General features: G+C 53.7%; 26 protein-coding genes and 1 riboswitch. Of the genes, 13 read left to right on the top strand and 13 right to left on the bottom strand.

Translation table 11 applies throughout. The features are described 5' to 3' along the window. Positions 1-226: 226 nt before the first annotated feature. Complete coding sequence (locus tag DPA2511_RS10430; protein WP_015853729.1) at positions 227-559, top strand: cupin domain-containing protein; 333 nt, start codon at positions 227-229, stop codon at positions 557-559. 246 nt (positions 560-805) lie between these two features. After that, positions 806-1354, top strand: coding sequence for a YniB family protein (locus DPA2511_RS10425; protein ID WP_015853728.1), 549 nt, complete (start codon positions 806-808; stop codon positions 1352-1354). 49 nt (positions 1355-1403) lie between these two features. On the opposite strand, the gene DPA2511_RS10420 is transcribed toward DPA2511_RS10425, so the two are convergent. After that, positions 1404-2264, bottom strand: coding sequence for a fructosamine kinase family protein (locus DPA2511_RS10420; protein WP_015853727.1), 861 nt, complete (start codon positions 2262-2264; stop codon positions 1404-1406). Between the two features lie 1152 nt (positions 2265-3416). Here DPA2511_RS10420 and DPA2511_RS22810 point away from each other — a divergent pair. The 3 genes from DPA2511_RS22810 (at position 3417) to rlmA (ending at position 4685) form a co-directional block, all read left to right on the top strand. Further along, on the top strand, positions 3417-3533 hold the full coding sequence (locus DPA2511_RS22810; RefSeq protein ID WP_071597672.1) for a DUF2627 domain-containing protein: 117 nt from the start codon (positions 3417-3419) through the stop codon (positions 3531-3533). 38 nt (positions 3534-3571) lie between these two features. Further along, positions 3572-3781 carry a transcription antiterminator/RNA stability regulator CspE gene (cspE, locus tag DPA2511_RS10415; protein ID WP_015853726.1) on the top strand — a complete coding sequence of 70 codons (210 nt, stop codon included), beginning with the start codon at positions 3572-3574 and terminating at the stop codon, positions 3779-3781. A gap of 79 nt (positions 3782-3860) precedes the next feature. After that, on the top strand, positions 3861-4685 hold the full coding sequence (rlmA, locus tag DPA2511_RS10410) for a 23S rRNA (guanine(745)-N(1))-methyltransferase (RefSeq protein ID WP_015853725.1): 825 nt from the start codon (positions 3861-3863) through the stop codon (positions 4683-4685). Positions 4686-4730: 45 nt separating this feature from the next. Here the strand turns inward: rlmA and mntP are convergent, their stop codons facing one another. The 5 genes from mntP to manX all read right to left on the bottom strand — a co-directional run bounded on the left by mntP (position 4731) and on the right by manX (position 8898). Beyond that, complete coding sequence (gene mntP / locus DPA2511_RS10405) at positions 4731-5303, bottom strand: manganese efflux pump MntP (RefSeq protein ID WP_015853724.1); 573 nt, start codon at positions 5301-5303, stop codon at positions 4731-4733. A gap of 14 nt (positions 5304-5317) precedes the next feature. After that, a riboswitch (yybP-ykoY riboswitch) is annotated at positions 5318-5490 on the bottom strand. A 196-nt stretch (positions 5491-5686) separates the two neighbouring features. Further along, the gene (locus DPA2511_RS10400) at positions 5687-6145 is read right to left on the bottom strand and encodes a DUF986 family protein (RefSeq protein ID WP_015853723.1); all 459 of its coding nucleotides are present in this window, start codon (positions 6143-6145) and stop codon (positions 5687-5689) included. A gap of 76 nt (positions 6146-6221) precedes the next feature. After that, positions 6222-7061: a PTS mannose transporter subunit IID gene (locus DPA2511_RS10395; protein ID WP_015853722.1), complete on the bottom strand. Its 840-nt coding sequence runs from the start codon at positions 7059-7061 to the stop codon at positions 6222-6224. A gap of 13 nt (positions 7062-7074) precedes the next feature. Then, entirely contained in the window at positions 7075-7872 is a 798-nt protein-coding gene (locus tag DPA2511_RS10390) for a PTS mannose/fructose/sorbose transporter subunit IIC (protein WP_015853721.1), read from the bottom strand. Positions 7873-7941: 69 nt separating this feature from the next. Further along, on the bottom strand, positions 7942-8898 hold the full coding sequence (manX, locus tag DPA2511_RS10385; RefSeq protein ID WP_023638305.1) for a PTS mannose transporter subunit IIAB: 957 nt from the start codon (positions 8896-8898) through the stop codon (positions 7942-7944). A 589-nt stretch (positions 8899-9487) separates the two neighbouring features. Here manX and DPA2511_RS10375 point away from each other — a divergent pair. Beyond that, positions 9488-11041 (top strand): TerC family protein, encoded by a 1554-nt coding sequence (locus tag DPA2511_RS10375; RefSeq protein WP_015853719.1) that lies wholly within the window; start codon positions 9488-9490, stop codon positions 11039-11041. Between the two features lie 164 nt (positions 11042-11205). Here the strand turns inward: DPA2511_RS10375 and DPA2511_RS10370 are convergent, their stop codons facing one another. The 3 genes from DPA2511_RS10370 to pabB all read right to left on the bottom strand — a co-directional run bounded on the left by DPA2511_RS10370 (position 11206) and on the right by pabB (position 14866). Then, a complete protein-coding gene (locus tag DPA2511_RS10370) occupies positions 11206-12570 on the bottom strand; it encodes an L-serine ammonia-lyase (protein ID WP_015853718.1) in 1365 nt (454 codons plus the stop codon). Positions 12571-12765: 195 nt separating this feature from the next. Continuing rightward, on the bottom strand, positions 12766-13377 hold the full coding sequence (locus DPA2511_RS10365) for a CoA pyrophosphatase (protein ID WP_015853717.1): 612 nt from the start codon (positions 13375-13377) through the stop codon (positions 12766-12768). Positions 13378-13507: 130 nt separating this feature from the next. Next, a complete protein-coding gene (pabB, locus tag DPA2511_RS10360; protein WP_015853716.1) occupies positions 13508-14866 on the bottom strand; it encodes an aminodeoxychorismate synthase component 1 in 1359 nt (452 codons plus the stop codon). Between the two features lie 145 nt (positions 14867-15011). Between pabB and DPA2511_RS10355 the strand changes: the two genes are divergently transcribed. After that, entirely contained in the window at positions 15012-15197 is a 186-nt protein-coding gene (locus DPA2511_RS10355) for a YoaH family protein (protein WP_015853715.1), read from the top strand. 17 nt (positions 15198-15214) lie between these two features. On the opposite strand, the gene DPA2511_RS10350 is transcribed toward DPA2511_RS10355, so the two are convergent. Further along, on the bottom strand, positions 15215-15562 hold the full coding sequence (locus DPA2511_RS10350) for a Rid family hydrolase (RefSeq protein ID WP_023638303.1): 348 nt from the start codon (positions 15560-15562) through the stop codon (positions 15215-15217). 199 nt (positions 15563-15761) lie between these two features. Here DPA2511_RS10350 and DPA2511_RS10345 point away from each other — a divergent pair, with 199 nt between their 5' ends. The 5 genes from DPA2511_RS10345 to rnd all read left to right on the top strand — a co-directional run bounded on the left by DPA2511_RS10345 (position 15762) and on the right by rnd (position 22382). Continuing rightward, a complete protein-coding gene (locus DPA2511_RS10345; RefSeq protein ID WP_015853712.1) occupies positions 15762-17681 on the top strand; it encodes an ATP-dependent DNA helicase in 1920 nt (639 codons plus the stop codon). A gap of 62 nt (positions 17682-17743) precedes the next feature. Further along, positions 17744-18445: a tRNA (adenosine(37)-N6)-threonylcarbamoyltransferase complex dimerization subunit type 1 TsaB gene (gene tsaB / locus DPA2511_RS10340; RefSeq protein WP_015853711.1), complete on the top strand. Its 702-nt coding sequence runs from the start codon at positions 17744-17746 to the stop codon at positions 18443-18445. Positions 18446-18578: 133 nt separating this feature from the next. After that, a complete protein-coding gene (locus DPA2511_RS10335) occupies positions 18579-19145 on the top strand; it encodes a Slp family lipoprotein (protein ID WP_026595172.1) in 567 nt (188 codons plus the stop codon). Positions 19146-19369: 224 nt separating this feature from the next. Further along, positions 19370-21046: a long-chain-fatty-acid--CoA ligase FadD gene (gene fadD, locus DPA2511_RS10330; RefSeq protein ID WP_026595171.1), complete on the top strand. Its 1677-nt coding sequence runs from the start codon at positions 19370-19372 to the stop codon at positions 21044-21046. Between the two features lie 211 nt (positions 21047-21257). Next, positions 21258-22382: a ribonuclease D gene (rnd, locus tag DPA2511_RS10325; RefSeq protein ID WP_023638302.1), complete on the top strand. Its 1125-nt coding sequence runs from the start codon at positions 21258-21260 to the stop codon at positions 22380-22382. A 44-nt stretch (positions 22383-22426) separates the two neighbouring features. Here rnd and minE read toward each other — a convergent pair whose 3' ends face one another. Genes minE through minC form a run of 3 tightly spaced genes read right to left on the bottom strand, consistent with a single transcriptional unit; the run spans position 22427 to position 24226 of the window. Next, positions 22427-22711 carry a cell division topological specificity factor MinE gene (gene minE, locus DPA2511_RS10320; RefSeq protein ID WP_015853707.1) on the bottom strand — a complete coding sequence of 95 codons (285 nt, stop codon included), beginning with the start codon at positions 22709-22711 and terminating at the stop codon, positions 22427-22429. 3 nt (positions 22712-22714) lie between these two features. Next, the gene (gene minD, locus DPA2511_RS10315) at positions 22715-23527 is read right to left on the bottom strand and encodes a septum site-determining protein MinD (RefSeq protein WP_015853706.1); all 813 of its coding nucleotides are present in this window, start codon (positions 23525-23527) and stop codon (positions 22715-22717) included. A 21-nt stretch (positions 23528-23548) separates the two neighbouring features. Further along, complete coding sequence (gene minC, locus DPA2511_RS10310; protein WP_015853705.1) at positions 23549-24226, bottom strand: septum site-determining protein MinC; 678 nt, start codon at positions 24224-24226, stop codon at positions 23549-23551. A gap of 136 nt (positions 24227-24362) precedes the next feature. Between minC and DPA2511_RS10305 the strand changes: the two genes are divergently transcribed. Next, on the top strand, positions 24363-24656 hold the full coding sequence (locus tag DPA2511_RS10305) for a YcgL domain-containing protein (RefSeq protein ID WP_015853704.1): 294 nt from the start codon (positions 24363-24365) through the stop codon (positions 24654-24656). The last annotated feature ends 52 nt before the right edge of the window (positions 24657-24708 follow it).

Below are 24708 nucleotides of genomic sequence, written 5' to 3'. Positions count from 1 at the left end.
CAGGCCCTGACTGCCCGGTTCTTTCGTATATGGCGCGATAGTAGTGTGGTTGAGATGCGAATTCAATAAAAATGAAATAATGTTTTATTTATTTCTTGAGGGGCGTCATGGTTTTACTTATTTTATGTTTCGTCTGGTCCTGATGTTACTAGAATGTCGGTACTTGTCTTGTCCTGTTGCCTGAGGGTATCAAGGCGAACACATAACACAATATTGAGGAGAAAAAATGAGAAGGTACTTTATTGACGACGATACGCCATGGGAAGAACTGGGCGGTGGCATCAAGCGTAAGATCATTACCTGGAGCGATGACCTGATGATGGTGTGCGTGCATTTTGCCAAAGGCGCGATCGGCACTCCGCACAAGCATGACATTCATGACCAGATAGCCTACGTGGCGGCCGGTAGTTTCGAAGTAGAGATTGAAGGCGAAAAACGCATTCTGAAAACGGGCGATGCCTATATGGCGGTGAAAAGCGAGATCCACGGTGTGGTTTCTTTGGAAGATGGCAGCGTGCTTATCGATACTTTCTCGCCGAAACGTGCAGATTTCCTCTGATTGATGTCAGAATACCGGCCGGTTAGGCCGGTATTTTCGCTATTCGTCTAATCTCGCCATTTCCTGTCTTTGTCCCCGGAACGCACACCAGGCTAGCGCTGATGCGTTGAGTGTCGAAGCCTATCTATAGTAGGAAAGAAAAGTTGACTCTTCATAAACCTGAAGTACCCTGCTATCGGGTTTGAATACACTTATTTTCTGTCTCGACCGGTAACGTTTCCACGACGTTGCGCACAAGGGGAACTCATGACGTATCAACAGGCTGGCCGCATTGCGGTGTTTAAACGCATCGCGGGTTGGATCCTTTTTATCCCGGCTCTGCTTTCGACAGTGATTTCATTGGCAAATCTCGTTCATACCTTTACTGAGAAAACGCAAGGCATCAATGGTGTCCTGCAGGATTTTCTGCACTTGGTAGTAGAGGTGCTGCGTTTTAATACGCCATTTTTGAATGTGCTCTGGTTCAATTCACCGGTGCCGGATTTTGGGCGTCTTTCCGCCAGCACAACACTTATGTTCTGGGCGGTCTATCTCTTGATTTTTTTGGGTCTGGCTTTACAAGTTTCCGGCGCGCGTCTTTCTCGTCAGGTAAAGCATATTCGTGAAGGGTTGGAAGATCAGTTAATTCTGGAAAAGGCGAAAGGCGAGGAGGGGAAAACTCGTGAGGAGTTGGAATCCCGTGTCGAGCTCCCCCGGCATACCGTTTTTCTGCAATTTTTTCCGTTGTACATCTTGCCGCTCGTTGTTGCGGTAGTCGGTTATCTGGTCTTGAAAGTCATCGGTTTGGTCGGCTGATAGTCAATCGGGGCGCTAACCCCGATTGGCATTTTCACTCCGTGCGTTTTCATTCTAATAGCGCTGACTCGATGGCTTGCTGTGCGGCAACAACGTGTTTGCCGCCAAACAAGTTGGCGCGATTGAGTAAATAGTAAAGCTGGTAAATGGGTTGACGTTCCACAAAGCCTTTATCCAGAGGCCATACGCTTTGGTAGCCGTCATAAATTTGCTTCGGTAGATCCGGGTACAAGGGCAGCATAGCCAGATCGCATTCTCTGTCCCCCCAGTAACACGCAGGATCGAATAAATAACATCCCTCGGACGTATTGACCCAATTTCCTGACCATAAATCACCATGCAGTAGCGCTGGTTGGGGTTGATGGCTAGCCAATCGCTGTTCGACTGTAGCGATCAACATACCGATGTCGCCAAAACTCAGGCCTTTTTCCGCCGCCAGTTGCAGTTGCCAGCCAATGCGCTGCTCGGCAAAAAATGTGGACCAACGCCGTTGCCAGGCATTAGGTTGCGGCGTGGTTGACAGATCATTGTCAAAATCGAGGCCGAATTGCGGCTGGTCACTCCATTGGTGAAGCTTGGCCAGATGTTGCCCAAGGCACCAGGCGCTGTGGGCATCCAATGGTTTGGTCGAGAGATATTGCAATAAGAGGAAGCTGTAGTCGCGGGTACAACCCACACCGTAAACGGCCGGGATCTGTACGGTTTTGCTTTTGGCCAGCAGTTCAAGCTGTTCCGCTTCAGCCCGGAATTTGGTCAACAATTCCCGGGAATCACTCTTGATGAACACATCGTGTTCACCATAGCGAATAAACCATGCAGAGTGGATTTCGCCTCCGGGCAACTCTCTACGTTCCTGAATCTCACCCGGCCCCAGATGTTCTTCCAGTAGTTGTGCGATCGTTTGCCACATAGGGCACCTCCCGTTGATGCAATCTGATAGATCATTACGTTAATGAATTATGCAGTATAAAAAATGAATCTGGCGCACAGCCGATGGTGTTGGTCATCCCCATCGAAACGAAGGGAGAAAGATACGTATTACGCTGCGGCCTTTCTCTGAAAAATGGTCTGAGTGACCGGCTATAACGGTGTGATAAAGAAACTGACGGGATGACAATAACGCTTAATTACTGTGCTTGTCACGACAGATGTTCAAAATATTGTCGCGGGTTCAGAAATCCCTGCAATGTCTGAAGGGTATGCGGTCGATTTGATATAAAAGAAAATCAGATGGATACTTGGTCTTCGCTGTTTTTGATCTGGATCTTATCGGGGGATTAGTTTCGCGCGTTAAAAATGCATGAAGGAAAATGAATGAGACATTAATCTCATAAAATAATCGTTGGACAAAACGTAATAGAAGGGTGATTGCATGAATTCGGCATAGTAATACATTTTTTCATGTAAATGCCCATCAATTCATCCTGAGGGCGCTCGCAGAATTATGATCCCTATCACTGACTTAAATAGAGTGGAAAGTATGCAGTTTGGTGGGAAGGTGCAATCTTTGACTTGGCGTTTTTTAACAATTCGGCGCTGTGTGTACAGAATGAATGTTAACAAATCATTTTTTGCAAAAAATAATACAAACATCTTTATAAGATGAAATTTATATATCACCTTTGTTTCATCATTATTGTATATTTAGATAATCACCATCAGAAATCGGTGTGTGCATCTTGTTGTATATAAAGTTTTTTTCTTATGTTTTTTACATTTTTTGCCAACTGTGTGAGAACACGATTACCGAAACTGTCTCTATCATGAAGAGATGGGAAACATGCGGGCAATATTGTTTTGTTATAGTGATGGATGCCGCCGTATTAATTAGGCGCCGCACCTTGCGTAATTATCATATCGTGCACATAATCAAACCGTTGGGAGTGTCATAGGGAATACTTCTGGTATGTCAATATAGCAGCCCTGAGCCGGTTGACATATTAACTGATACATTAAAGTCCCTAATTTGTGCGGCATGTCCATCACTGTAAAAAAATGGCTTGCCAATGATAACAGAGTGTGTAATAAACCTTTTTGGTAAAAACGAGGTACAGTTCTGTATATGAATGGCATTTTCAGTAAAGAAGTATTGAGTACAAACGTTAGCGTTGAATACCACTTCTCTGCCGATCCTTATTTTCGTGCCTCAATCAGTAACGACTCTGGTTTTTCTGTATAACGCACCTGTGCGGTTTAACTATTAAAGGAAATTTTGAAATGGCAAAGATTAAAGGTCAGGTTAAGTGGTTCAACGAGTCCAAAGGCTTCGGTTTCATTACTCCGGCTGACGGCAGCAAAGATGTGTTTGTGCACTTCTCTGCAATTCAAGGCACTGGTTTCAAAACGTTGGCAGAAGGCCAGAACGTTGAGTTTGAAATTCAGGACGGACAGAAAGGCCCGTCTGCGGTTAACGTTACCGCACTGTAACTGTCAGTTTATAGACTAAAACCCGCCTGGCGCGGGTTTTTTGCTTTGTTGATTTACACCTTCCGGTTGTCGGTTCTGTATGCAAACTCCTTTTTTTCCGTATCAATGCCCGTTGTGTCACCGTCCGTTGCAGCATGATTCTGGACGCTGGTCGTGCGGCCAACATCACTTCGACTGTGCCCGGGAAGGGTATGTCAACTTGCTGCCTGTGCAGTTCAAACGCTCTAAACAGCCCGGCGACAGCGCTGAAATGATGCAGGCCAGGCGCTCCTTTCTGGATGCCGGACATTACCAGCCGTTGCAGGCAAATGTCACCCGTCTGTTTGATGGGTGTTTAACGTTGCCCGGTAGTTTGCTGGATATCGGATGCGGGGAAGGGTATTACACGGCGGCATTGGCTGATGCGTTGACGAACAGAGGCATTCAGGTTTATGGGCTTGACGTTTCCAAGGCCGCGATCCAGCGTGCGGCTAGACGTTATCGGCAAGTTATGTTTTGCGTCGCATCCAGTCAGCGCTTGCCATTTCAGTCCTGCGGATTGGATGCAGTATTAAAGATTTATGCTCCCTGTAACAGCGATGAATTAGCTCGGGTGATCAAGCCTGGTGGTGTCTTGCTGACGGTATCACCAGGGCCACGGCATTTAATGGCGCTTAAGGCCCGTATATACCCAGAAGTTAGATTACATCCCGATATTGATGAAGTGTTTTCAGGGTTTCGGTTGGAGCAATGTGTGAAATTTGCCTATTCAATGCAACTGACAGGGAGAGAGGCTGCAGATTTATTGCAAATGACGCCTTTTGCCTGGCGCGCCAGCGAGGAGGTTAAAGCAACGCTGCGTTCGGAGCCGGTATTTGCTTGTGAAACGGATTTCCTGATACGTCTGCACCGACGCGAAGCATAATAGCGAAATAAATGGGCAACCGTGGGTTGCCCATTGTTATACGCATTAGGCCAGACTGCCCAGATGTTCGTAGAGAATGTTACAGCCAATGCCAATCAGTACCAGTCCCCCGACAATTTCGGCTTTTTTACCGAGGATAGGGCCGATATAGCGGCCAATCATCATGCCGAGCGTCACCATGATCATGGTGGCACTGCCAATCATCATGGCGGTGTGGAGTATATTGACTTGCAGGAAAGCCAGACCGACGCCGATCGCCATGGCATCTAGACTGGTCGCTATTGCGGTACAAACCAGAGTAACCAGGCTGTGTTTGCTGATTTTTTCGCAGTGGCAGTCGGTTTCACCTTTCAGGCCTTCCATGATCATTCTGCCGCCAAGAATCAATAGCAGACTAAATGCCACCCAATGATCCCATTCAATAATGAACTGGCTGGCATAGAAGCCAAGCGCCCAACCAACAAGTGGGGTAATCGCCTCGATGAGGCCAAAAATCAGCCCGGTTCTTAGCGCTTCGCTAAAACGAGGTTTGTGTAGTGCGGCACCTTTTCCTATGGATGCGGCAAAGGCATCCATAGACATGCCAAAAGCAAGGATGAGAGTTGCTGACAAATTCATTGTAAATAGCCTCGGCTGGGGCGGTTATCCATATCCACACAACCCACCCCCAACCAGACGATGGATCATGTGTCTATGGTCTCGCCTGCCTTTCTGGCCGTTCGCACCACGTTTTTGCAAACGAGTATGTTGATACGAACATTCCTGAAACTGCGTCAGGAATTGGCTACTCCCCAATGACTGCGCAACCTTATCATATTATTCAGGCATGAAACAACAAGTAATAACATGTTATTTATCAACGATATTGATAATTGTTTTCATTTAAAACAAAAAAGAAACAAATGGAGTAAATTGCATCAATAATAATGTGGATAAGGAAATAGCTTAATTATTGTAGGGATAGATTATTAATATTTTAACGCCATGAAATAAAATTCAATCTATTGAATTTCAATGATAAATTTATAGATTTTGTCAAGATCGTCTAATTTTTTGACCGCAATGAATATACGGCGTTGCTCAAGATCTATAACAAGAATGCCATCTTCCGATAAGTTCATGGCTTTTATTCGATGATAAGGAATATAGGTATTTGCGTAGAAAAAACCTTGCTCTTTGAATAACAATTTAGGTTGTCGAATGATCGACAAATATATAGCCATCATGACCAGGGTAAATAACAGGACTGTAGTAAGCAGGGTGCCTTGAGTGGTGACGTTTTTGTAAATCAGAATGGCCACGAGTACGACGAAGATGACGGCGTCGAGATAACTGGTTCGTCGCAGAAAGACTTTCAGACAGGTGTGTCCATATTGGCGATCCATGATGAATTCGTCATAAACCGCATACGCCAGTGCCAGCAGCAGACAGCCGCACAACGTTATATCGGTCAGGCTCATAGTCAGCTCCATGCTTTACAACGGGCGGGTGAACGAGATAGAAGCATGCCGGGTTTCCCCGACATGCTTACTGAGATTACAAACCGAGCAAACCGAGCCAATACCCGACAATACCGATAACGAAAAAGCCGATGATAAGCCAGAGTGCATTGATTTTGCGCCTCAGTAGCCACATACAGCCAAATGTCAGCAGGAGCGGCACTAAACCCGGCATCAACTGATCAAGGATCGATTGCACTGTGGTGACAGTGGTTTGCCCGTTCTGAGTGGTAACGCGGGAAACGACCAGCGGGATATTGACGTGCGTCCATTTGTTGACCAGCGCCCCCATGACGAATAACCCCAAAATCGAGGAACCTTCAGTCAGTTTTTGCAGGAGCCCGCCACCCATATCCTGAACGATATCAGCGCCTTTGCGATAGCCATATGCCACACCGTAGTAGCGAACCAGCAGACGTACCAGATTGAACAGCACGAAAAACAGAATCGGCCCCAGCAGGCTGCCGCTCATGGCTATGCCGGCGCCCAATGCCGCAAATACCGGCCGTGCCGTTCCCCAGAATATCGGGTCGCCAACGCCTGCCAGCGGCCCCATCAGGCCGACCTTCAGGCCGTTGATGGCACCGTCGTCAATCGCCGCGCCGTTGGCCCGTTGCTCTTCCATTGCCATGGTAACGCCCAGCACTGGCGCTGCGACGAAAGGTTGGGTGTTGAAAAATTCCAGGTGGCGCCTGATGGCCTGCTTGCGTTCTTCCGAGTTTTCCGGATACAGGCGGCGAATGACCGGTACCATGGAAAAACAGAAGCCCAACGCTTGCATACGTTCGAAGTTCCACGACCCCTGAAACAGGTTGGAGCGAATAAACACAGCGCGAATGTCGCTGGGAGTAAGTTTTTTTTGCGTGGTATCAACCATGATAGCTCTCCTGTCAGTCCAATTCGTTGTCGAGGTCGTTGCTGGCGGCGGCGGAAGCCGCGCCTTGCGCCTTGTTGTATTTGGGGCTGAGCTGGATATACAGAATTGCCATGACAACTCCGATAACGCCCAGAGCGACCAGATTGAAGTTGGTGAACGCGGCGGTGACGAAGCCCAGATAGAAGAAAGGCATCAGGTAGCCGGCACGCATCATGTTGATCACCATCGCATAACCGACGACGACAATCATGCCGCCGGCGATATTCAGGCCGGTGGTGACAACGTCGGGAATGGATGAAAGCAGGGCATGAACCGCTTCGGTACCGACCGAGACCGCAACGATTACCGCTGGAATGGCAATGCGCATGGCCTGCAGCAGCAGGGCGGAAACGTGGATCCAACTGATGGCGGAAAGGCTGCCGCGCTCGGCGGCGCTGTCGGCGGCATGTTGGAACGCCACGGTGATGGTTCGCACGATGATGGTCAGTACCTGCCCGGCGGCAGCCAGCGGAATGGCCAGCGCGATACCGGCGCCGACGCTCTGACCGCCGGCGATGACCAGAATAGTGGATATGATGGACGCCAGAGCGGCGTCTGGGGCCACCGCCGCGCCGATATTCATCCATCCGAGGGCGATCATTTCCAGCGTACCGCCGATGATGACCCCGGTTTTCACATCGCCGAGTACGAAGCCGATTAGCGTACAGGCAACCAGCGGACGGTGAAATTGAAATTCATCCAGAATAGAACCCATGCCGGAAATACAGGCGACGAGAAATATCAGCACAATTTGAAGCGTAGTGATCTCCATTCTATTTCTCCTGTGAGAATAGCGTATTGACACGTTGAATCGTCATTTAACCCGCTCATTTCTAATAGACTAACGCGCGGCCTTGTTGATCAAATCCATCATATTGAGCCGGGTATCGGTGGAAACCTTGCGAACTTCCAGTTCGATCCCACGGTCGTGGAGTTTGTTAAAGGCGACGATGTCTTGTTCATCGATGGATACAGCGTTGTTGACCTGGGTTTTCCCCTGCCGGTAAGCCATACCGCCGATATTGACCGATGTAATCTTGACGCCATCCTCTACCAGCCGTACCACATCGGTTGGGTTAGTGAATAACAGCATGACGCGGTCAGCGGCATATTTGGGATTGTTGTAAACGCGCACGGCCTTGGCGACATCCACCACATGGGCGGTAACGCCGGGCGGCGCCACCTGGGTGAGCAGAGTTTTGCGCACGGTATCCGCCGCGACTTCGTCGCTGACGACGATAATCCGGCTAACGTTGGTTTCTTTGGTCCAGCGGGTGGCGACTTGCCCATGGATCAGACGGTCGTCGATGCGAGCCAGTCCAATTTTCATATGCCCACCCGGCCCCGGAGGAGCGGCTTTGGGCGCCGCAGGCTGTTTACGAACCGGCGTAATTTCCGGCTCGACGGCTTTCAGCGCTTTTACACCGGCTCTTCCGGCTTCTACCGCGATGCTGACCAACTCTTCAAACGCGGGATCGTCATCCCGGGCCATAAAGGTCTCGGCCAGCATAGGAATGTTGACGCCGGCGACCACTTCATACCTTTGTTTGTTGTTCACCAGGCGACTGGCCGCGTTGAATGGGCTGCCGCCCCAGGTATCCACCAGAAAAAGAACCCCTTCTGATGTATCCAGTTCCGCGAGCTTTGCCTGATATTTCTCCATCAAAATCTCGACATTTTCCCCGGGAACAAAATCAATCCAGCCAACATTCTGTTGTTCTCCGAGAATCATTTCCGCTGTTTTTAACAGCGGCCCGGCTGTGGAGCCGTGAGTGCATAACATGATGGCTATACTCACTTGCTACCTCCCTCATTGTTGTCACTGTCTTGCTGCGCATGCGCATTATGGATAAATAGGCGGTGAATGTTTTTTATCCGTGATGATCTTAGGCGCTAACGCGCTTTCCTGCTCACTCCATGGCACGAAAAGCGCGACTTTGCCCGAAAGCGTGCGAATCGATTCAGAACACACTGACATTGCCGGCAAATGACGGGATTTATTTTAGGTGTCGAAAAAATAAATTATGTGACCCTGGTCGACAATTAATAGTAGGTGGTCATATTAGCTGCTCTTAAGTGTGAATTCGTCGACGTAACAGCAAGATGCGGGTACGCCTGCAAGATGAAATAAAAATTTTGTGAAACTGTTAGTCTACCTGTTAGAGTTAATGTCCTTTTAATTGCAAAGGAGTAACGGGCGAACGCCCTTCCCATGGACTGTCACCGACGATTCATATCGCTAACCCCGGCGCTGGCCGGCGGTATTTATTCTTCAGCCTCAGCGGGCCGCATCGGCCATCCATACTTCATCGCTGAACGTCTTTTTTCCTTACCGCGCAATGCTGATGCATTGTTGGCGTTTGCTCGTTCATTTTCCGGAGTCTGACATGGAATTTTTGCTGGATCCCTCAATCTGGGCAGGCTTACTGACGCTGGTGGTACTCGAAATTGTACTGGGTATCGATAACCTGGTGTTTATCGCCATCCTTGCCGATAAGCTGCCGGCTAAACAGCGCGATCGTGCTCGTTTCATCGGTCTTTCACTGGCGCTGCTGATGCGGCTCTGCCTGCTTTCGCTGATCTCATGGCTGGTGACGTTGACCCGGCCGCTCTTTAGCGTCTGGCAGTTCAGTTTCTCCGGGCGCGATTTGATCCTGCTAGTCGGGGGGATATTTCTGTTGTTCAAAGCGACGATGGAGTTGCATGAACGGCTGGAAAACCGTCCGCATGACCCCGACGGCAACCGTACACACGCTAATTTTTGGGCCGTGGTGGCGCAGATCGTGGTACTGGATGCGGTCTTTTCGCTGGATGCAGTCATTACCGCGGTGGGGATGGTCAACCATCTTGGCGTCATGATGGTTGCCGTGGTGATCGCCATGGGCATCATGCTGCTGGCTTCCAAACCGCTGACCAATTTTGTCAATGCGCACCCGACGGTGGTGGTGCTGTGTCTCAGCTTCCTGTTGATGATTGGTTTGAGTCTGATGGCGGAAGGGTTTGGATTCCACATTCCCAAAGGATACCTGTACGCGGCAATCGGTTTTTCGATCGTCATTGAATTTTTCAACCAGGTGGCGCGGCATAACTTCGTCAAACATCAATCGAAGCGCCCGATGCGTGAACGTACTGCCGAGGCGATTCTGCGCCTGATGGGGACGCGAAAGGCTCGCGATGAACAGCACGAAGCGGTGCCGGAACGGCGGCCGGAAGAGACCTTTGCTGAAGAAGAGCGCTACATGATCAGCGGTGTGTTGACGCTGGCTTCGCGGTCATTACGCAGTGTGATGACGCCTCGTACTGATATCTCCTGGGTGGACTGCGAACGTTCCGTAGAAGAGATTCGCCAGCAGTTACTGGGCACGCCGCATAGTTTATTCCCGGTATGCCGGGGATCGCTGGATGAATTGGTGGGTGTCGTAAGAGCCAAGGATTTGTTAGTGGCGCTGGAGTCTCATGCGGATGTCGAGCAGTTCGCTGCCGCCACGCCGCCGCTGGTGGTGCCGGAAACGCTGGACGTTATCAATCTGTTGCCGGTGTTACGGCGCGCGCGCGGCAGCCTGGTGATGGTCACTAATGAATTTGGCGTGGTACAGGGGGTGATTACGCCGCTGGATGTGCTGGAAGCCATTGCCGGCGAGTTTCCCGACGAGGATGAAACGCTGGATATTACCCTTGATGGCGACGGTTGGCTGGTGAAAGGCGGGACGGATCTGCATTCATTACAACAGGTGTTGAATGCCAGCGATCTGGTGGATCCGAAGGAGGAGTATACGTCGTTGGCGGGGTTGTTGCTGGCGCATTGCGATGAGTTTCCCAAAGCGGGGGATGAATTGGAACTCCATCGTCTCCGGTTCAGAGTCATGGCGGCGAGCGACTATCGTATTGAGTTGGTGCGCATCGAGCGTATTCCGGTCGTCGAAGATGAAAGCATCGCCTGAGTTGCATATCTCACTGTCGGTCAGGGCTATACCGGGTTAAGCACGGGTATTGTTCGCTGGCCGTGAAAGCAGAAAGCCCACCGGATGGTGGGCTTTCTGCATGCTAGACCGGGTGTTTTGTGGCGCAGAATATTAATCGCACTGCACTTTAATCACACGGTACTTTAATCACACTGTACTTTGATCGCCAGACCACCGCGCGACGTTTCCCGGTATTTGGCGTTCATGTCCTTCCCGGTTTCGTACATGGTTTCAATCACTTTATCCAGCGACACGCGCGGCTCGGATGTGCGGCGCATGGCCATACGGGATGCGTTGATCGCTTTGACGGTGGCGATAGCGTTGCGTTCGATACAGGGAACCTGTACCTGGCCGGCGACCGGATCGCAGGTCAGCCCAAGGTTGTGCTCCATACCGATCTCTGCGGCGATACACACTTGCTCCGGGCTGGCACCCATCAATTCAGCCAGGCCCGCCGCCGCCATCGAACACGCGACGCCCACCTCCCCCTGACAACCGACTTCCGCGCCGGAAATCGACGCATTCATTTTGTAGAGCGTGCCGATGGCGCCGGCAGCCATGAAATAGCGCAGATAGATACCGGGGCTAACCGGCTCGATAAAGTGATCGTAATAAGCCAGCACGGCCGGAACGATGCCGCAGGCGCCATTGGTCGGTGCGGTGACGACACGCCCGCCGGCCGCGTTTTCTTCACTGACGGCCAGTGCGAACATATTGGCCCAGTCGACCACGTTCATCGGATCCTTGGACAGTTTATCGGAAGCCACCAGCATGCGGTGCAGGGAGGATGCCCGGCGAGGAACCCGCAGTGGGCCGGGAAGAACGCCTTCGGTATTCATCCCGCGATCCATACAACTGCGCATGGTCTGCCAGACGGCAGCAAAATAGTCTTCAATCTCCTGCCGGTTGTGCATTGCCAGCTCGTTGCACATGACCATCCCGGACATCGACAACCCGCTCTGGCGGCAATGCTCCAGGATATCTTTGGCGGAGCGATAAGGGTGCGGCACGCTAACGGTGTCGGGCTGGGTTTGGCCGAAGTGCGCTTCATCAACAATGAAACCGCCGCCAACGGAGTAATAGGTGTTGCGAAAGAGTGGATGGCCGTCGTCGGCAAATGCGGTCAGCGTCATGCCGTTTTCATGTAATGGCAGGTTTTCGCTACGGAAAACCATGCCGCCTTCGCGCGGGAAAGCAACGTCCCGATGGCCTGCCAGCGTCAGGCGCTCTGATTGCGTAACCTGACGTATAAAGGTGGGAATGGCGTCAATATCCACGGTATCCGGCTGGTTGCCCGCCAGCCCGAGGATAATGGCGATATCGGTATGGTGGCCCTTGCCGGTCAAGGCCAGAGAGCCATAAACCTCGACGGAAATACGCTCGGTTCGTTCAAGCAATCCCTGCTCTTGCAGTTGATCGACAAATTGTTTACCGGCTTTCATCGGTCCGACGGTATGAGAACTGGAGGGGCCAATACCGATTTTGAACATGTCGAATACGCTTATCACGCTGAAACTCCTATAAACGCATCAACGTCAGCTTGACATTGATGCAAAGCATGGTGTGGCTAATATGGAATAAAATTCGATATAACGCGCTATTGTAGTGGGGGATATGCTGCCACATTCACATTTTCGCATGAAATAATCTTATGTTATGCCACAAAAGAATTCATGCAGGCCGTGATGCGACGAAGGTGGTTATCAATATTCGGCGACCTGTAGCGCCAGCTGGCGGATGATCGCGGCGGTCAGGCCCCAAACGAACTGCTGCTGGTACCAGGAGAGATAGACGCGCTGCGGCTGCCGTCGCCGTTCGATATCCAGTGCGTAGTAACGTTGCAGGGAAAACGCTTCCCGCAGCGGCATCTCGAACAGTTCAGCCACCTCAGCCTGATTGGGATGCAGTGGCGTGCTTTCCGGCAACAGTCCGACCACCGGCGTAACACGATAACCGCTGCTGCTATCCATCGGCGCAAGCGTACCCAGCACCTGCACGAATTCCGGCGGAATGGCGACTTCTTCCCGCGCCTCGCGCAGCGCCGTGACGATCAGCGAACCGTCTTCAGGGTCGGCTGCGCCGCCGGGAAACGCGACCTGGCCGGCATGTTTGCGCAAATCGGCGGAGCGGCGGGTTAACAACAGGCTGGGATCGCGACGGCGAATAATCGGAACCAGCACCGCCGCCTCACGCTGATTATGCGACTGACGGTAGCCGGGAAGCGTCTGCAACTGGAAACGGGTGATAAATCGGGACAAATCATATTCCGGTGCCTGAACCAGAGGCAACGGCGTGTCCAGTATATCGTTCAGCATGGTATCGATGTCGCTCCGTCAGGTATTCGCAGGTTGCGCCTCATCAAGTATATCTAGCGTTTGACGGCTTGCCGGAAATCCGTGCGTTTTCTCCATGAGGCCGCTGGATCCGTCTTGCCGCCGTTTCCGCTCAGACATCCAGTAACGGCAGGATTTTCGCTACTTTATCCAATGTTTCCTGGTACTCGGACTGTTCATCGCTATCAGCGACGATCCCGCCGCCGGCCCAGCAGTATAGGGTACCGCGGTCAGAAACCAGCGTTCTGATGGTGATGTTGGTATCCATGGTACCGCATATGCTCAGATAACCAATGCTGCCGCAATAGGCGTTGCGACGCTGCGGTTCCAGCTCTTCAATGATTTCCATCGCCCGGATTTTGGGGGCGCCGGTGATAGACCCGCCGGGGAAACAGGCGCGCAGCAGGTCCGTCGCGGTAAAACGTGTCGGCAGTAATGCTTCGATGGTGCTGACCAGATGGTGCACGGCGGGGAACGGCTCGACCACGAACAGTTCTGGAACCCTGACACTGCCGGGCTCGGCGACCCGTCCAATGTCGTTGCGCAGCAAATCGACGATCATCAGGTTTTCAGCGCGATCTTTTTCTGACGACGCCAACCGCCGGGCCTGAAGCTCGTCTTCTGCGCGGTCGGTTTTGCGCGGCAGCGTGCCCTTAATGGGGCGGGTCTGGATGCGGCGGTCATGTAGCCATAGAAACCGTTCTGGCGAGATACTGACGATTGCATGGTGCGGCAGGCGCAGGAAGGCGGAAAACGGTGCCCGATTACTGGCGGAAAGTTGCAAAAACGCTTGCCACTCATCCCCTTCATACTGTGCCTGAAAGCGCTGCGTCAGGTTGACCTGATAGCAGTCGCCGGCGTGCAGGTAGTCCTGGATACGGCGGAATTTGGCGCCGTATTCTTCGCGGGTCATGTTGGTCGTCCAGCGGCTGGTCAACCGGAACGCCGCAGTTTCTGCGCCCTGCTGTGCCCCAAGCCAGGCCAGACGCGCCGATGGTTCGCCATGCGTAATCAGCGTCAGGCGTTGCCGCTGGTGGTCGGCGATCAGCGCCCAGTCGTACAGGCCCACCGCCATATCGGGGAGAGAAATATCCCGCTCGGCAAGCGTCGGTAACGTTTCCACCCGGCGGCCGAGGTCATACCCGAACACCCCCAGCGCGCCACCCTGAAACGGGTAATCCGGGTGTGGAGCGACATTCAACCCCAGCGCGTCGATTTGCTGTTGCAGTAACGCAAAAGGATCGTCCGCACTCTGATGGCACTCGGCGCCGGCGGCAATCTCGGTAGATCCTTCCCGCGTTTGCAATGTGGCGATGGGGTCCGCCACCAGAATATCGAAGCGGTTATGAGGATGATCAGCAAAGCCGGAGTGCAGCAGCATGGCCCAGGGCTGTTGCGACAACGGCGCGAAAAGATGCAGCAGGGCATCCGGCTGGTAAGGCAGTGCGTGATAGACTATCGAAGTTCGCATGGGTTCTCAGCGGTAGGGTACCGGGTGACGTGTGTTGAACCAGCTGCCGTCGCGGCCGCTCTCTGGCGCGCAAGCGTACCATAAATCAGGGTGGCTGAAATCATTACCCCGGCGTTAATCGCCGGGCTTTGCAGGAGAAATAACGATGTTTGCAGGTATCCCGGCGCTGTCGCACGCACAGCAACAACAGGCGGTCGAACGAATCCAGCAGCTGATGGCGGAAGGCATGAGCAGCGGAGAGGCGATCGCGCTGGTGGCGGAGGAATTACGCCAGAGTCATCAAGGGGAGCGTATCGCCGCCCGGTTCGACGAAGAGGAGGCGGAGGAATAGCGCCTCCGCCCGTCCGCTTACGCGATCGCGGCGATCGCTTTGATTTCCACCTTGAAACGCGGGTTCATCAATGTGGCCTGCACCGTGCAGCGCACCGGCGCGCTGCCGGCCACCACCCAGGCATCCCAGGCGGCGTTCATAGCGGCGAAATCCGCCGCATCGGCCAGAAAGAGAGTCACATCCAGCAAACGGCTCTTGTCTGTGCCCGCCTGGTGCAGAATCGCATCCAAGGCGGCCAGCGCGTTTTCGGTTTGCGCGCGGGCGTCCTCCTCCAGATTCTCCGGCACGCTGGTGTAATACAGCGTGCCGTTGTAAATAACCGCGTCTGACCAGCGCGCTTCAGGGTTGATGCGGGTGATAGGCATCATGCAGTACCTCTTTAAATATGCAGCCATGAAAGAAAGACCCAGACGTTACCATATTCCGGCGCCAGTGTGTCGGCCGATGGGACGGGCATCGGGCGTGCCCGAATAAAGTAGTCGCGCGACGGCAGGCTTGGCATAATCGGCCTCCACTCAGACGGCAGACGCGCCGTGATGTATTGAGAAACAACAGTGAGGCAGCGTGGCAGCAAACAGTTCCCCCGACGATTTTGCCGAAGATGGCGCTCTGGCGCAGGCGATAACCGGTTTTCGTCCGCGTGAGCCGCAGCGACTGATGGCGGATGCGGTGGTTTCCGCCATCGCCGGGAAGAGGCCGCTGGTGGTAGAAGCGGGCACCGGCACCGGGAAAACCTATGCCTATCTGGCACCGGCACTGCGTTCCGGGCGCAAGGTGATCGTCTCTACCGGTTCGCGGGCGCTGCAGGATCAGCTATATAGCCGGGATTTGCCCGCGGTGGCGCAGGCGCTGAAATTCGCCGGCAAGCTGGCGCTGCTCAAAGGCCGCTCCAACTACCTGTGTATTGAACGCATGGAACAGCAGTCGTTAGCGGGTGGCGATCTGACGCAGGAACAATTACGGGATCTGGTGCGGCTGCGTGGTTGGTCGACGGAAACCGAAGAGGGCGATATCAGCACCTGCGGTGATGTGGCGGAAGACAGCCCGGTCTGGCCGTTGGTTACTAGCACCAACGACAACTGTCTGGGCGGCGACTGCCCGCATTATAAGGCCTGCTTTGTGGTGCACGCGCGTCGTAAAGCGATGGATGCCGATGTGGTGGTGGTGAACCACCATTTGTATTTGGCGGATATGGTGGTCAAGGAGAGCGGTTTCGCCGAGCTGATACCGGAAGGCGAGGTGGTGATTTTCGACGAGGCCCACCAGATACCGGATATCGCCAGCCAATATTTCGGCCAGCAATTGTCGAGCCGCCAACTGTTGGATTTGGCCCGGGACATTACCATCGCTTATCGCACCGAGGTGCGGGATGTCGCGCAGTTGCAAAAAAGCGCCGATCGGCTGGCGCAAAGTACACAAGACTTTCGGCTGGCGCTGGGCGACCCTGGTTTTCGCGGTAATTTACGTGACATTGTCACCGATACGGCGATGCAGCGCGCACTGGTGCTGCTGGATGACGCGCTGGAGCTGTGCTGCGATGTGGTCAAACTGTCGTTGGGGCGATCGACTTTGCTGGATGCGGCATTCGAGCGCGCGGCCCAGTATCGTAACCGGCTGAAAAGGCTGCTGGATGTGCAGCAGCCGGGTTACAGCTACTGGTACGAATGCAGCGCCCGTCATTTTGTGCTGGCCTTGACGCCGCTTTCTGTGGCCGATCGGTTTCGCGAAGTGATGAAAGAGAAACCCGCCAGTTGGATTTTTACATCCGCGACGTTGTCGGTGAACGAACGGTTGGATCATTTTGTCGAGCGCATGGGGCTGGAGGGCACGGGTACGCTGCTACTGCCGAGCCCGTTTGATTACACGCGGCAGACATTGCTGTGCGTCCCGCGCCATTTGCCCGAGACCAATCGTCCCGGCGCGGCGCGGCAACTGGCGCGGATGCTACGACCGCTGATTGAAACCAACCGGGGACGCTGCTTTATGCTGTGCACCTCCCATCTGATGATGCGGGAATTGGCGGCGGAATTTCGCGCCTCGCTGACGTTGCCGGTGCTGGTACAGGGGGAAACCGGTAAGGCGCAACTGCTGGCGCAGTTCCTGGCGGCCGGCAACGCATTGCTGGTGGCGACCAGCAGTTTCTGGGAAGGGGTCGATGTGCGGGGCGATGCGTTGTCCTGCGTCATCATCGATAAGTTGCCGTTTACCTCGCCGGACGATCCGTTGCTCAAAGCTCGGATGGAGGATTGTCGGCTGCGGGGCGGCGATCCCTTTGTCGAGGTGCAATTGCCGGATGCGGTCATTACCCTGAAGCAGGGCGTCGGACGCCTGATCCGCGATGTGGATGATCGCGGCGTATTGGTGATTTGTGATAATCGGCTGGTGACTCGGCCTTACGGCGAAGTGTTTTTGACCAGTTTGCCGCCCGCGCCGCGTACCCGCAATTTGCAACGCGCCATCGATTTTCTGACGTCTAAACCGTGACGGCGGTCAGGCGCGGCTGTTATGATGCGCGCCGTTAACTGTTTTCCCTGCCTGAGGTTGGCATGTCTACGCGAATTCTAGCGCTCGATACCGCAACGGAAGCCTGTTCTGTTGCGCTCTGGAATGAGGGTGAAATCCACTCTTTGTTTGAAATCTGTCCCCGTGAACATACGCAACGCATCCTGCCGATGGTGCAGCAGGTGCTGGCCGATCATGAACTGACTTTGGCGCAGTTGGATGCGCTGGCGTTTGGGCGTGGCCCCGGCAGCTTTACCGGGGTACGCATTGGTATTGGTATCGCCCAGGGGTTGGCATTGGGGGCGGATCTGCCGATGTTGGGGGTTTCGTCGTTAGCGACCATGGCGCAGGGCGCATATCGTCTGACCGGCGCCTCCCGCGTGTTGACGGCGATAGATGCCCGTATGGGCGAGGTTTACTGGGCCCAATATCAGCGCGATGCGCAGGGCGATTGGCGGGGTGATGACAGCGAAGCCGTATTGTCGCCCGAGCAGGTACAAACCCAGACGGCGGCGTTGTCGGGAGCGTGGACGACGGCCGGTACCGGCTGGCAGACGTATCCGGGGCTGGTTGCCTCTGCTGGTATCACTTTGAGTTCCAGCGAGATGCTGTTGCCGCATGCTGAGGATATGCTGCCGCTGGCCTGGCGGATGTGGCAGGCCGGAAACCGGTTGTCGGCGGAACAGGCTCAACCCCGCTATCTGCGCAACGAGGTGGCGTGGAAAAAATTACCGGGCCGTGCATAACCGCAACTTATTGTATTGTCCGCAGTCTAATCGCGTATTGAGCCCCTATGCGGGGCCAGCGTTGTTGAGCAGGGGGTGTGCGATGACAAGCGTATTTTTCGGCAAAAGGAACACCAGATCAGACGTCGGTAGGATGAGCCGAGCGGTGACGCGCTGCGGCGCCTTGTTGGGGATGCTGCTGCTGGCGGGGTGTGTTTCGGTGCCGGACGCGATTCGTGGAACGTCGGCGACGCCGCAGATGGATCTGGTGCGGGTCATGAGCTCACCGTCCGCCTATGTTGGCCAGGAATCCCGGTTTGGCGGGCGGGTGGTGGAGATCCGCAATGAGGCGAAGCGGACGCGGCTGGAGATCGCCAGTATGCCGTTGGATGATATCGGTCGCCCGCGTCTGGGGGCGCCCTCTGAGGGGCGCTTCGTGGCATATGTCGACGGGTTTCTTGAACCGACCGAATTCAGCAATCAGCTCATCACGGTTGTCGGGCCGATCAGCGGCGCTGAGCAGGGTAAGATTGGTGATCGTCCTTACCAGTTTGTCGTGATTCGTGTTCAGGGCTACAAGCGCTGGAATGTGGTTCAGCAAGTGATATTGCCGCCGCGCGCTTACGACCCGTGGTGGGATCACCGTTATCGCCGCGTGTGGGGGCCCGACTGGGACGGTTGGTATTCTCCCGCGCATGTCGAGACGATTGTAACGGAATAGCAAGCCTTTAACGCGGCGACGAAGGCGACGTAAGTCGCCTTATTTTTTGCCGGCCAGAGGGCGGCGGCGGGTTAACACGCGGGAAAATCCGTGTAATCAGTGATCGCCTTCGCAACCTGAAGATTGTTTATTTTCCCATGGCTTATCTGGGTTAAAATATTGTTAAAAATCACTCGAGTTGGGATGAAATCATGCCACTTAAAAAATATCTCGGGAGTGACGTTTTGGAAAAAATCTGGTTAGCACGTTATCCGGCGGATGTTCCCGCAGAGATCGACCCGGATTGCCATGTCTCGCTAATCGAACTGTTTGAACATGCGGTTGATCGTTACGCCGACCGACCCGCCTTCATCAATATGGGCGAAGTGATGACCTTCCGGCAGTTGGAAGAACGTAGCCGCGCCTTTGCCGCCTATCTCTTGCACCAGCTCAAACTGAAAAAAGGCGATCGGGTGGCGTTGATGATGCCGAATCTGCTCCAGTACCCCATCGCATTGTTTGGCATTCTGCGTGCCGGGCTGGTGGTGGTTAATGTCAACCCGCTCTATACGCCGCGAGAACTGGAACATCAACTTCGGGATTGTGGCGCCAGCGCGATTGTGATCGTCTCTAATTTCGCCCATACCCTGGAAAAGGTGGTGTACAACACGCCGGTGAAACACGTCATTCTGACGCGGATGGGGGATCAACTGGCGCTTGCCCGGGGGACGCTGGTCAATTTTGTGGTGAAATACATCAAACGACTGGTGCCCAAATACCATCTGCCACACGCGATTTCTTTCCGTCAGGCGCTGCAACAGGGGCGCAATCTGCCCTATGTTAAACCGGATGCTCGCGGCGACGATCTGGCGTTTTTGCAATACACCGGCGGTACGACAGGGATAGCCAAAGGCGCGATGTTGACCCACCGCAATATGCTGGCCAACCTGATGCAGGCGCGAGCGGCTTACAGCCCGGTGTTAAAAGAGGGCGAGGAGCTGGTGGTGACGGCGCTGCCGCTCTATCACATTTTCGCCCTGACGGTGAATTGTTTGTTATTCATCGAAATGGGGGGACAAAATCTGTTGATCACTAACCCCCGCGATATTCCCGGTATGGTGAAAACGCTGGCGCGTTACCCCGTGACCGCGATTACCGGCGTTAATACCTTGTTTAACGCACTGCTGAATAATGAGGCCTTTCACCAACTGGATTTCTCCACCCTACATCTGTCTGTTGGCGGCGGCGCCTCGGTACAGAAAAGCGTGGCGGAGCGATGGGAGAAACTGACCGGATGCAATCTGCTGGAAGGATACGGCCTGACCGAGAGCTCGCCACTGGTGGCGGGGAATCCTTATGACCTTAAACACTATAACGGCAGTATCGGTTTGCCGGTGCCTTCCACCGATGTCCGCATTGTCGACGAAAACGGCCAGGATGTGATGCCGGGCGAATCAGGCGAGTTGTGGGTGCGCGGCCCCCAAGTGATGCAAGGGTATTGGCAGCAACCGGCCGCGACCCGGGAAGTGTTGAAAGAAGGGTGGCTGGCGACCGGCGATATCGTTACTGCGGATGAGCAGGGCTTTCTGAAGATCATTGATCGCAAGAAAGATATGATTCTGGTCTCAGGGTTTAATGTTTATCCGAATGAAATTGAAGAAGTTGTGACTCGGCATCCCAAGGTATCCGAAGCGGCTGCCATCGGCGTGCCGAGCGACGTGTCCGGCGAAGCGGTGAAGGTGTTCGTCGTCTGTCGGGATAGTTCGTTAACGGTGGAGGAGTTGATCGCCCACTGTCGACGCAATCTGACTGGGTACAAGGTGCCGCGTCTGTTTGAATTTCGCAGTGAGTTGCCGAAATCCAATGTCGGTAAGATTCTGCGTCGTGAACTGCGCAATGAGCAACAGCCGTCCGCCGCATGAGTTTCTGCCGACAGTGTTTTATTGTTTGTCTTTGCTGCGGCAGGTATGGTGAGCGTCTCTGCGGCGGTTATGACGATGCCGCAAACCCTATTCAGGCCGCCGGCCTGCGCCCTGTTAACCGTGGATGAAAGCAGGCGTGGCGCCCAGCGGCCCTCTATTTTTTTCCCGGCTGTCATCCCGGCGCCGGAAAACCAACCAAGAGAAAAATGTGTTGAATTATCAGTTGATCACGACCGATGACGGTTTGTCCGAAGTGTGCTCGCAGGCACGTCGTATGCCGCAGGTGGCGCTGGATACCGAGTTTGTCCGTACCCGTACCTATTATCCGCAGTTGGGATTAATTCAATTGTTTGACGGAGAGCGGTTGTCGCTGATCGATCCTTTGTCTATCACCGTCTGGCAGCCATTTTGCGATTTGTTGCTGGATCCCGCCGTGACCAAATACCTTCACGCTGGCAGCGAAGACCTGGAGGTCTTTTTAAATGCGTTCGGACTATTGCCGACGCCGTTTGTGGATACACAAATACTGGTCGCGTTCCTGGGTAAACCCTTGTCCTACGGGTTTGCCGCGCTGGTGGCGGATTATATGCAGGTCACGCTGGACAAAAGCGAATCCCGCACCGACTGGCTCGCCAGGCCACTGAGTGAAAAGCAGTGTCAGTATGCGGCGGCAGACGTTTATTACCTGCTGCCGATGGCTATCCGGCTGGTCGAGGAGACAACGTCCGCAGGATGGTGGGAGGCCGCATTGGATGAGTGTCGGCAGCTCTGCCAGCGGAAGCAGGATGTGCTGGCGCCGGAACAGGCTTACCGTGAAATCGGCAATGCCTGGCAACTGAAAGGGCGTCATCTGGCTTGTCTGCAGAAATTGGCTGACTGGCGTTTGCGTAAGGCGCGGGAGCGTGACAGCGCGGTCAACTTTATTGTGCGTGAAGAACATCTGGGTCAGGTGGCGCGGTACCTGCCGGGGTCGTTGGGGGAACTGGGGGCGTTGGGGTTAAGCGGCCCGGAAATCCGCTATCACGGCAAGACGTTGCTGGAGCTGGTGGCGGAAACTCAGACGATGGATGCGGCGGAATATCCGGAACCTGTCATCAATCTGATCGATTATCCGGGATACAAAAAAGCGTTTCGCGAGATTAAAGATCTGGTGCAGCAACAGGCTGAACGTTCAGGGTTGTCCGCTGAACTGTTGGCGTCACGCCGTCAGATTAACCGGCTGTTGAGTTGGCACTGGAAACTGGCGCCGCAAACCCATGTGCCGGAACTGCTTTCCGGCTGGCGAGGACGCCTGTTCGGTGAGCCGCTGAAAGGGATTTTAGCTAATTATATCTAGCGGCCGCGTAGAGGCCTCCCCGATGCCGGGGAGGCGACGCGCGTCTATTTTGACGGTGACGACGGATGCGTTTCTTCCGTTTCCGGCAGCGTGACATTCAACTCCAGCACTGAAATGTCGTCGCCTTTCTGCTCCAAATGAACGTTCACCATTTCCGGGTCGATCTGCACGTATTTACAGATGACTTCCAGTATGTCCCGTTTTAACTGCGGCAGGTAATGGGGTTCGCTGTCCCCGCGACGTCGTTCCGCGACAATGATTTGCAGCCGTTCCTTGGCGATATTGGCTGTCGTTTTTTTACGGGACAGAAAGAAATCGAGCAATGCCATGATTTACCCCCCGAAAAGTCGTTTAAGGAAGCTCTTCTTCTCTTCCTCGATAAAGCGGAAAGGCCGCTCTTCGCCCAATAGACGATCCACGGTATCGGCGTAGGCTTTGCCGGCATCCGCTTCCTTGTCCAGAATCACCGGCTCGCCCTGGTTGGATGCGCGCAGTACCGACTGATCCTCAGGAATAACGCCGAGCAACGGCACCCGCAGGATTTCCAGTACGTCTTCCATACTGAGCATATCCCCCCGGCTGACGCGCCCCGGGTTGTAGCGGGTCAGCAGCAGATGCTCCTTAATGGGCTCTTCACCTTGTTCGGCACGGCGGGATTTTGAGGACAATATCCCCAGAATGCGATCGGAATCGCGCACGGAAGAGACTTCCGGGTTGGTGGTGATGACGGCTTCGTCGGCGAAGTACAGCGCCATCAGCGCGCCGGTTTCGATACCTGCCGGCGAGTCACAGATGATGAATTCGAAATCCATCCCATGCAGGCCGTTAAGCACCTTTTCTACGCCTTCTCGGGTCAGAGCATCTTTATCTCTGGTTTGGGAGGCGGGCAGGATGTAAAGGTTTTCGGTACGCTTATCCTTGATCAACGCCTGATTCAGCGTGGCATCTTCCTGAATGACGTTGACGAAATCGTAAACGACCCGACGTTCGCATCCCATGATCAAATCCAGATTACGTAGGCCGATATCGAAGTCGATAACAACCGTCTTTTTGCCTTTTTGGGCTAAACCGGTAGCAATGGCCGCGCTTGAAGTGGTCTTGCCAACGCCCCCTTTACCTGAAGTAACAACAATGATGCGTGCCATAAATGATTCCTTGTCCAGGGCCTAGTCTAGAGGTTGTATATTCAATTCGAGATCCGGTTGGCTGAGGCTTAGCCGCGCCGCTTTCCCGAAATAGGTTTCCGGTATCTGATCGCTCAGCCAGTAACGGCCTGCAATGGAAACCAGCTCTGCGCTCAGATGGGTGCAAAAAACCTGGCTGCCGGTATCGCCGGATACGCCAGCCAGTGCGCGGCCACGCATCATGCCATAAATATGAATATTGCCGTCGGCGATGATTTCTGCGCCGGCGCTGACCTGGCTCAGAACGATAAGGTCGCTGTCGCGGGCATAAATCTGCTGCCCGGAGCGGACGGGGGTTTTAACGACACGAGTTTTTATCGGGGCCGGCGGCGGTGGCGGCGTGATCCGACGCTCCTTGCCTTCCCGCAGTAATGGAAGCCCCGCTAGCGCAATGGTTTGTCTGAGTTGCTCGTCATTGCACCCGCTGATACCTACCACCCGTAATCCGGTAGCGGCGATGGCGCGTTGAAGCTGCACCCAGTCGGCATCCGCCGTCAGCGACGACACATTGATGACAACTGGCGCATTCTTGAGAAATGCGGGAGCCTGTTCGATTTTCTCCTGCAACGCCTGTTGAATTGCATCAGGTTGTGCGTCATGCAGGTGAACCACGGATAAGGTAAAGCTGCTGCCTTTCAACTCAATTGGCGTTTGTGACATCTGTCCTGACTCGGTTTCAGCATCTTTAAATCCCCAGAGTAACATTTAAGGCATGATATTCCAGAGCGCTGCAAGCATGTTATAGTCACACGAAAATACAGGCAAGACACCATTCCCATCAATCAGAGTAAAAAAGATGTATTGTGTGATCTACAGAAGTCCGAAACGCGATCAAACATATCTTTATGTAGAAAAAAAAGACGATTTTTCGCGTGTGCCGGAAGAACTAATGAAAAGTTTCGGTACCCCTAAACTGGTGATGCTGTTGCCATTGGACGGCAGTAAGAAACTGGTGGGGGCTGATAGCGAGAAAGTTAAGCAACATATTGAAGAAAAAGGGTTTTACCTACAGGTTCCGCCACCGCCGGAAAACTTGCTGGATAAAATGCGTGAGAGTGTAAAAAATAATACTCGTATTATTTCTGATTAATATCGAAATGGCGTGATGTATTTATGCTGTTTTTAAATACAGGTATGCGTCG

It is taken from the genome of Musicola paradisiaca NCPPB 2511 (genome assembly GCF_000400505.1).
GTDB classification, from domain to species: Bacteria; Pseudomonadota; Gammaproteobacteria; order Enterobacterales; family Enterobacteriaceae; genus Musicola; species Musicola paradisiaca.
Note: the sequence above shows the minus strand (reverse complement) of the source record. Positions and strands in the feature narration are given on the sequence as shown.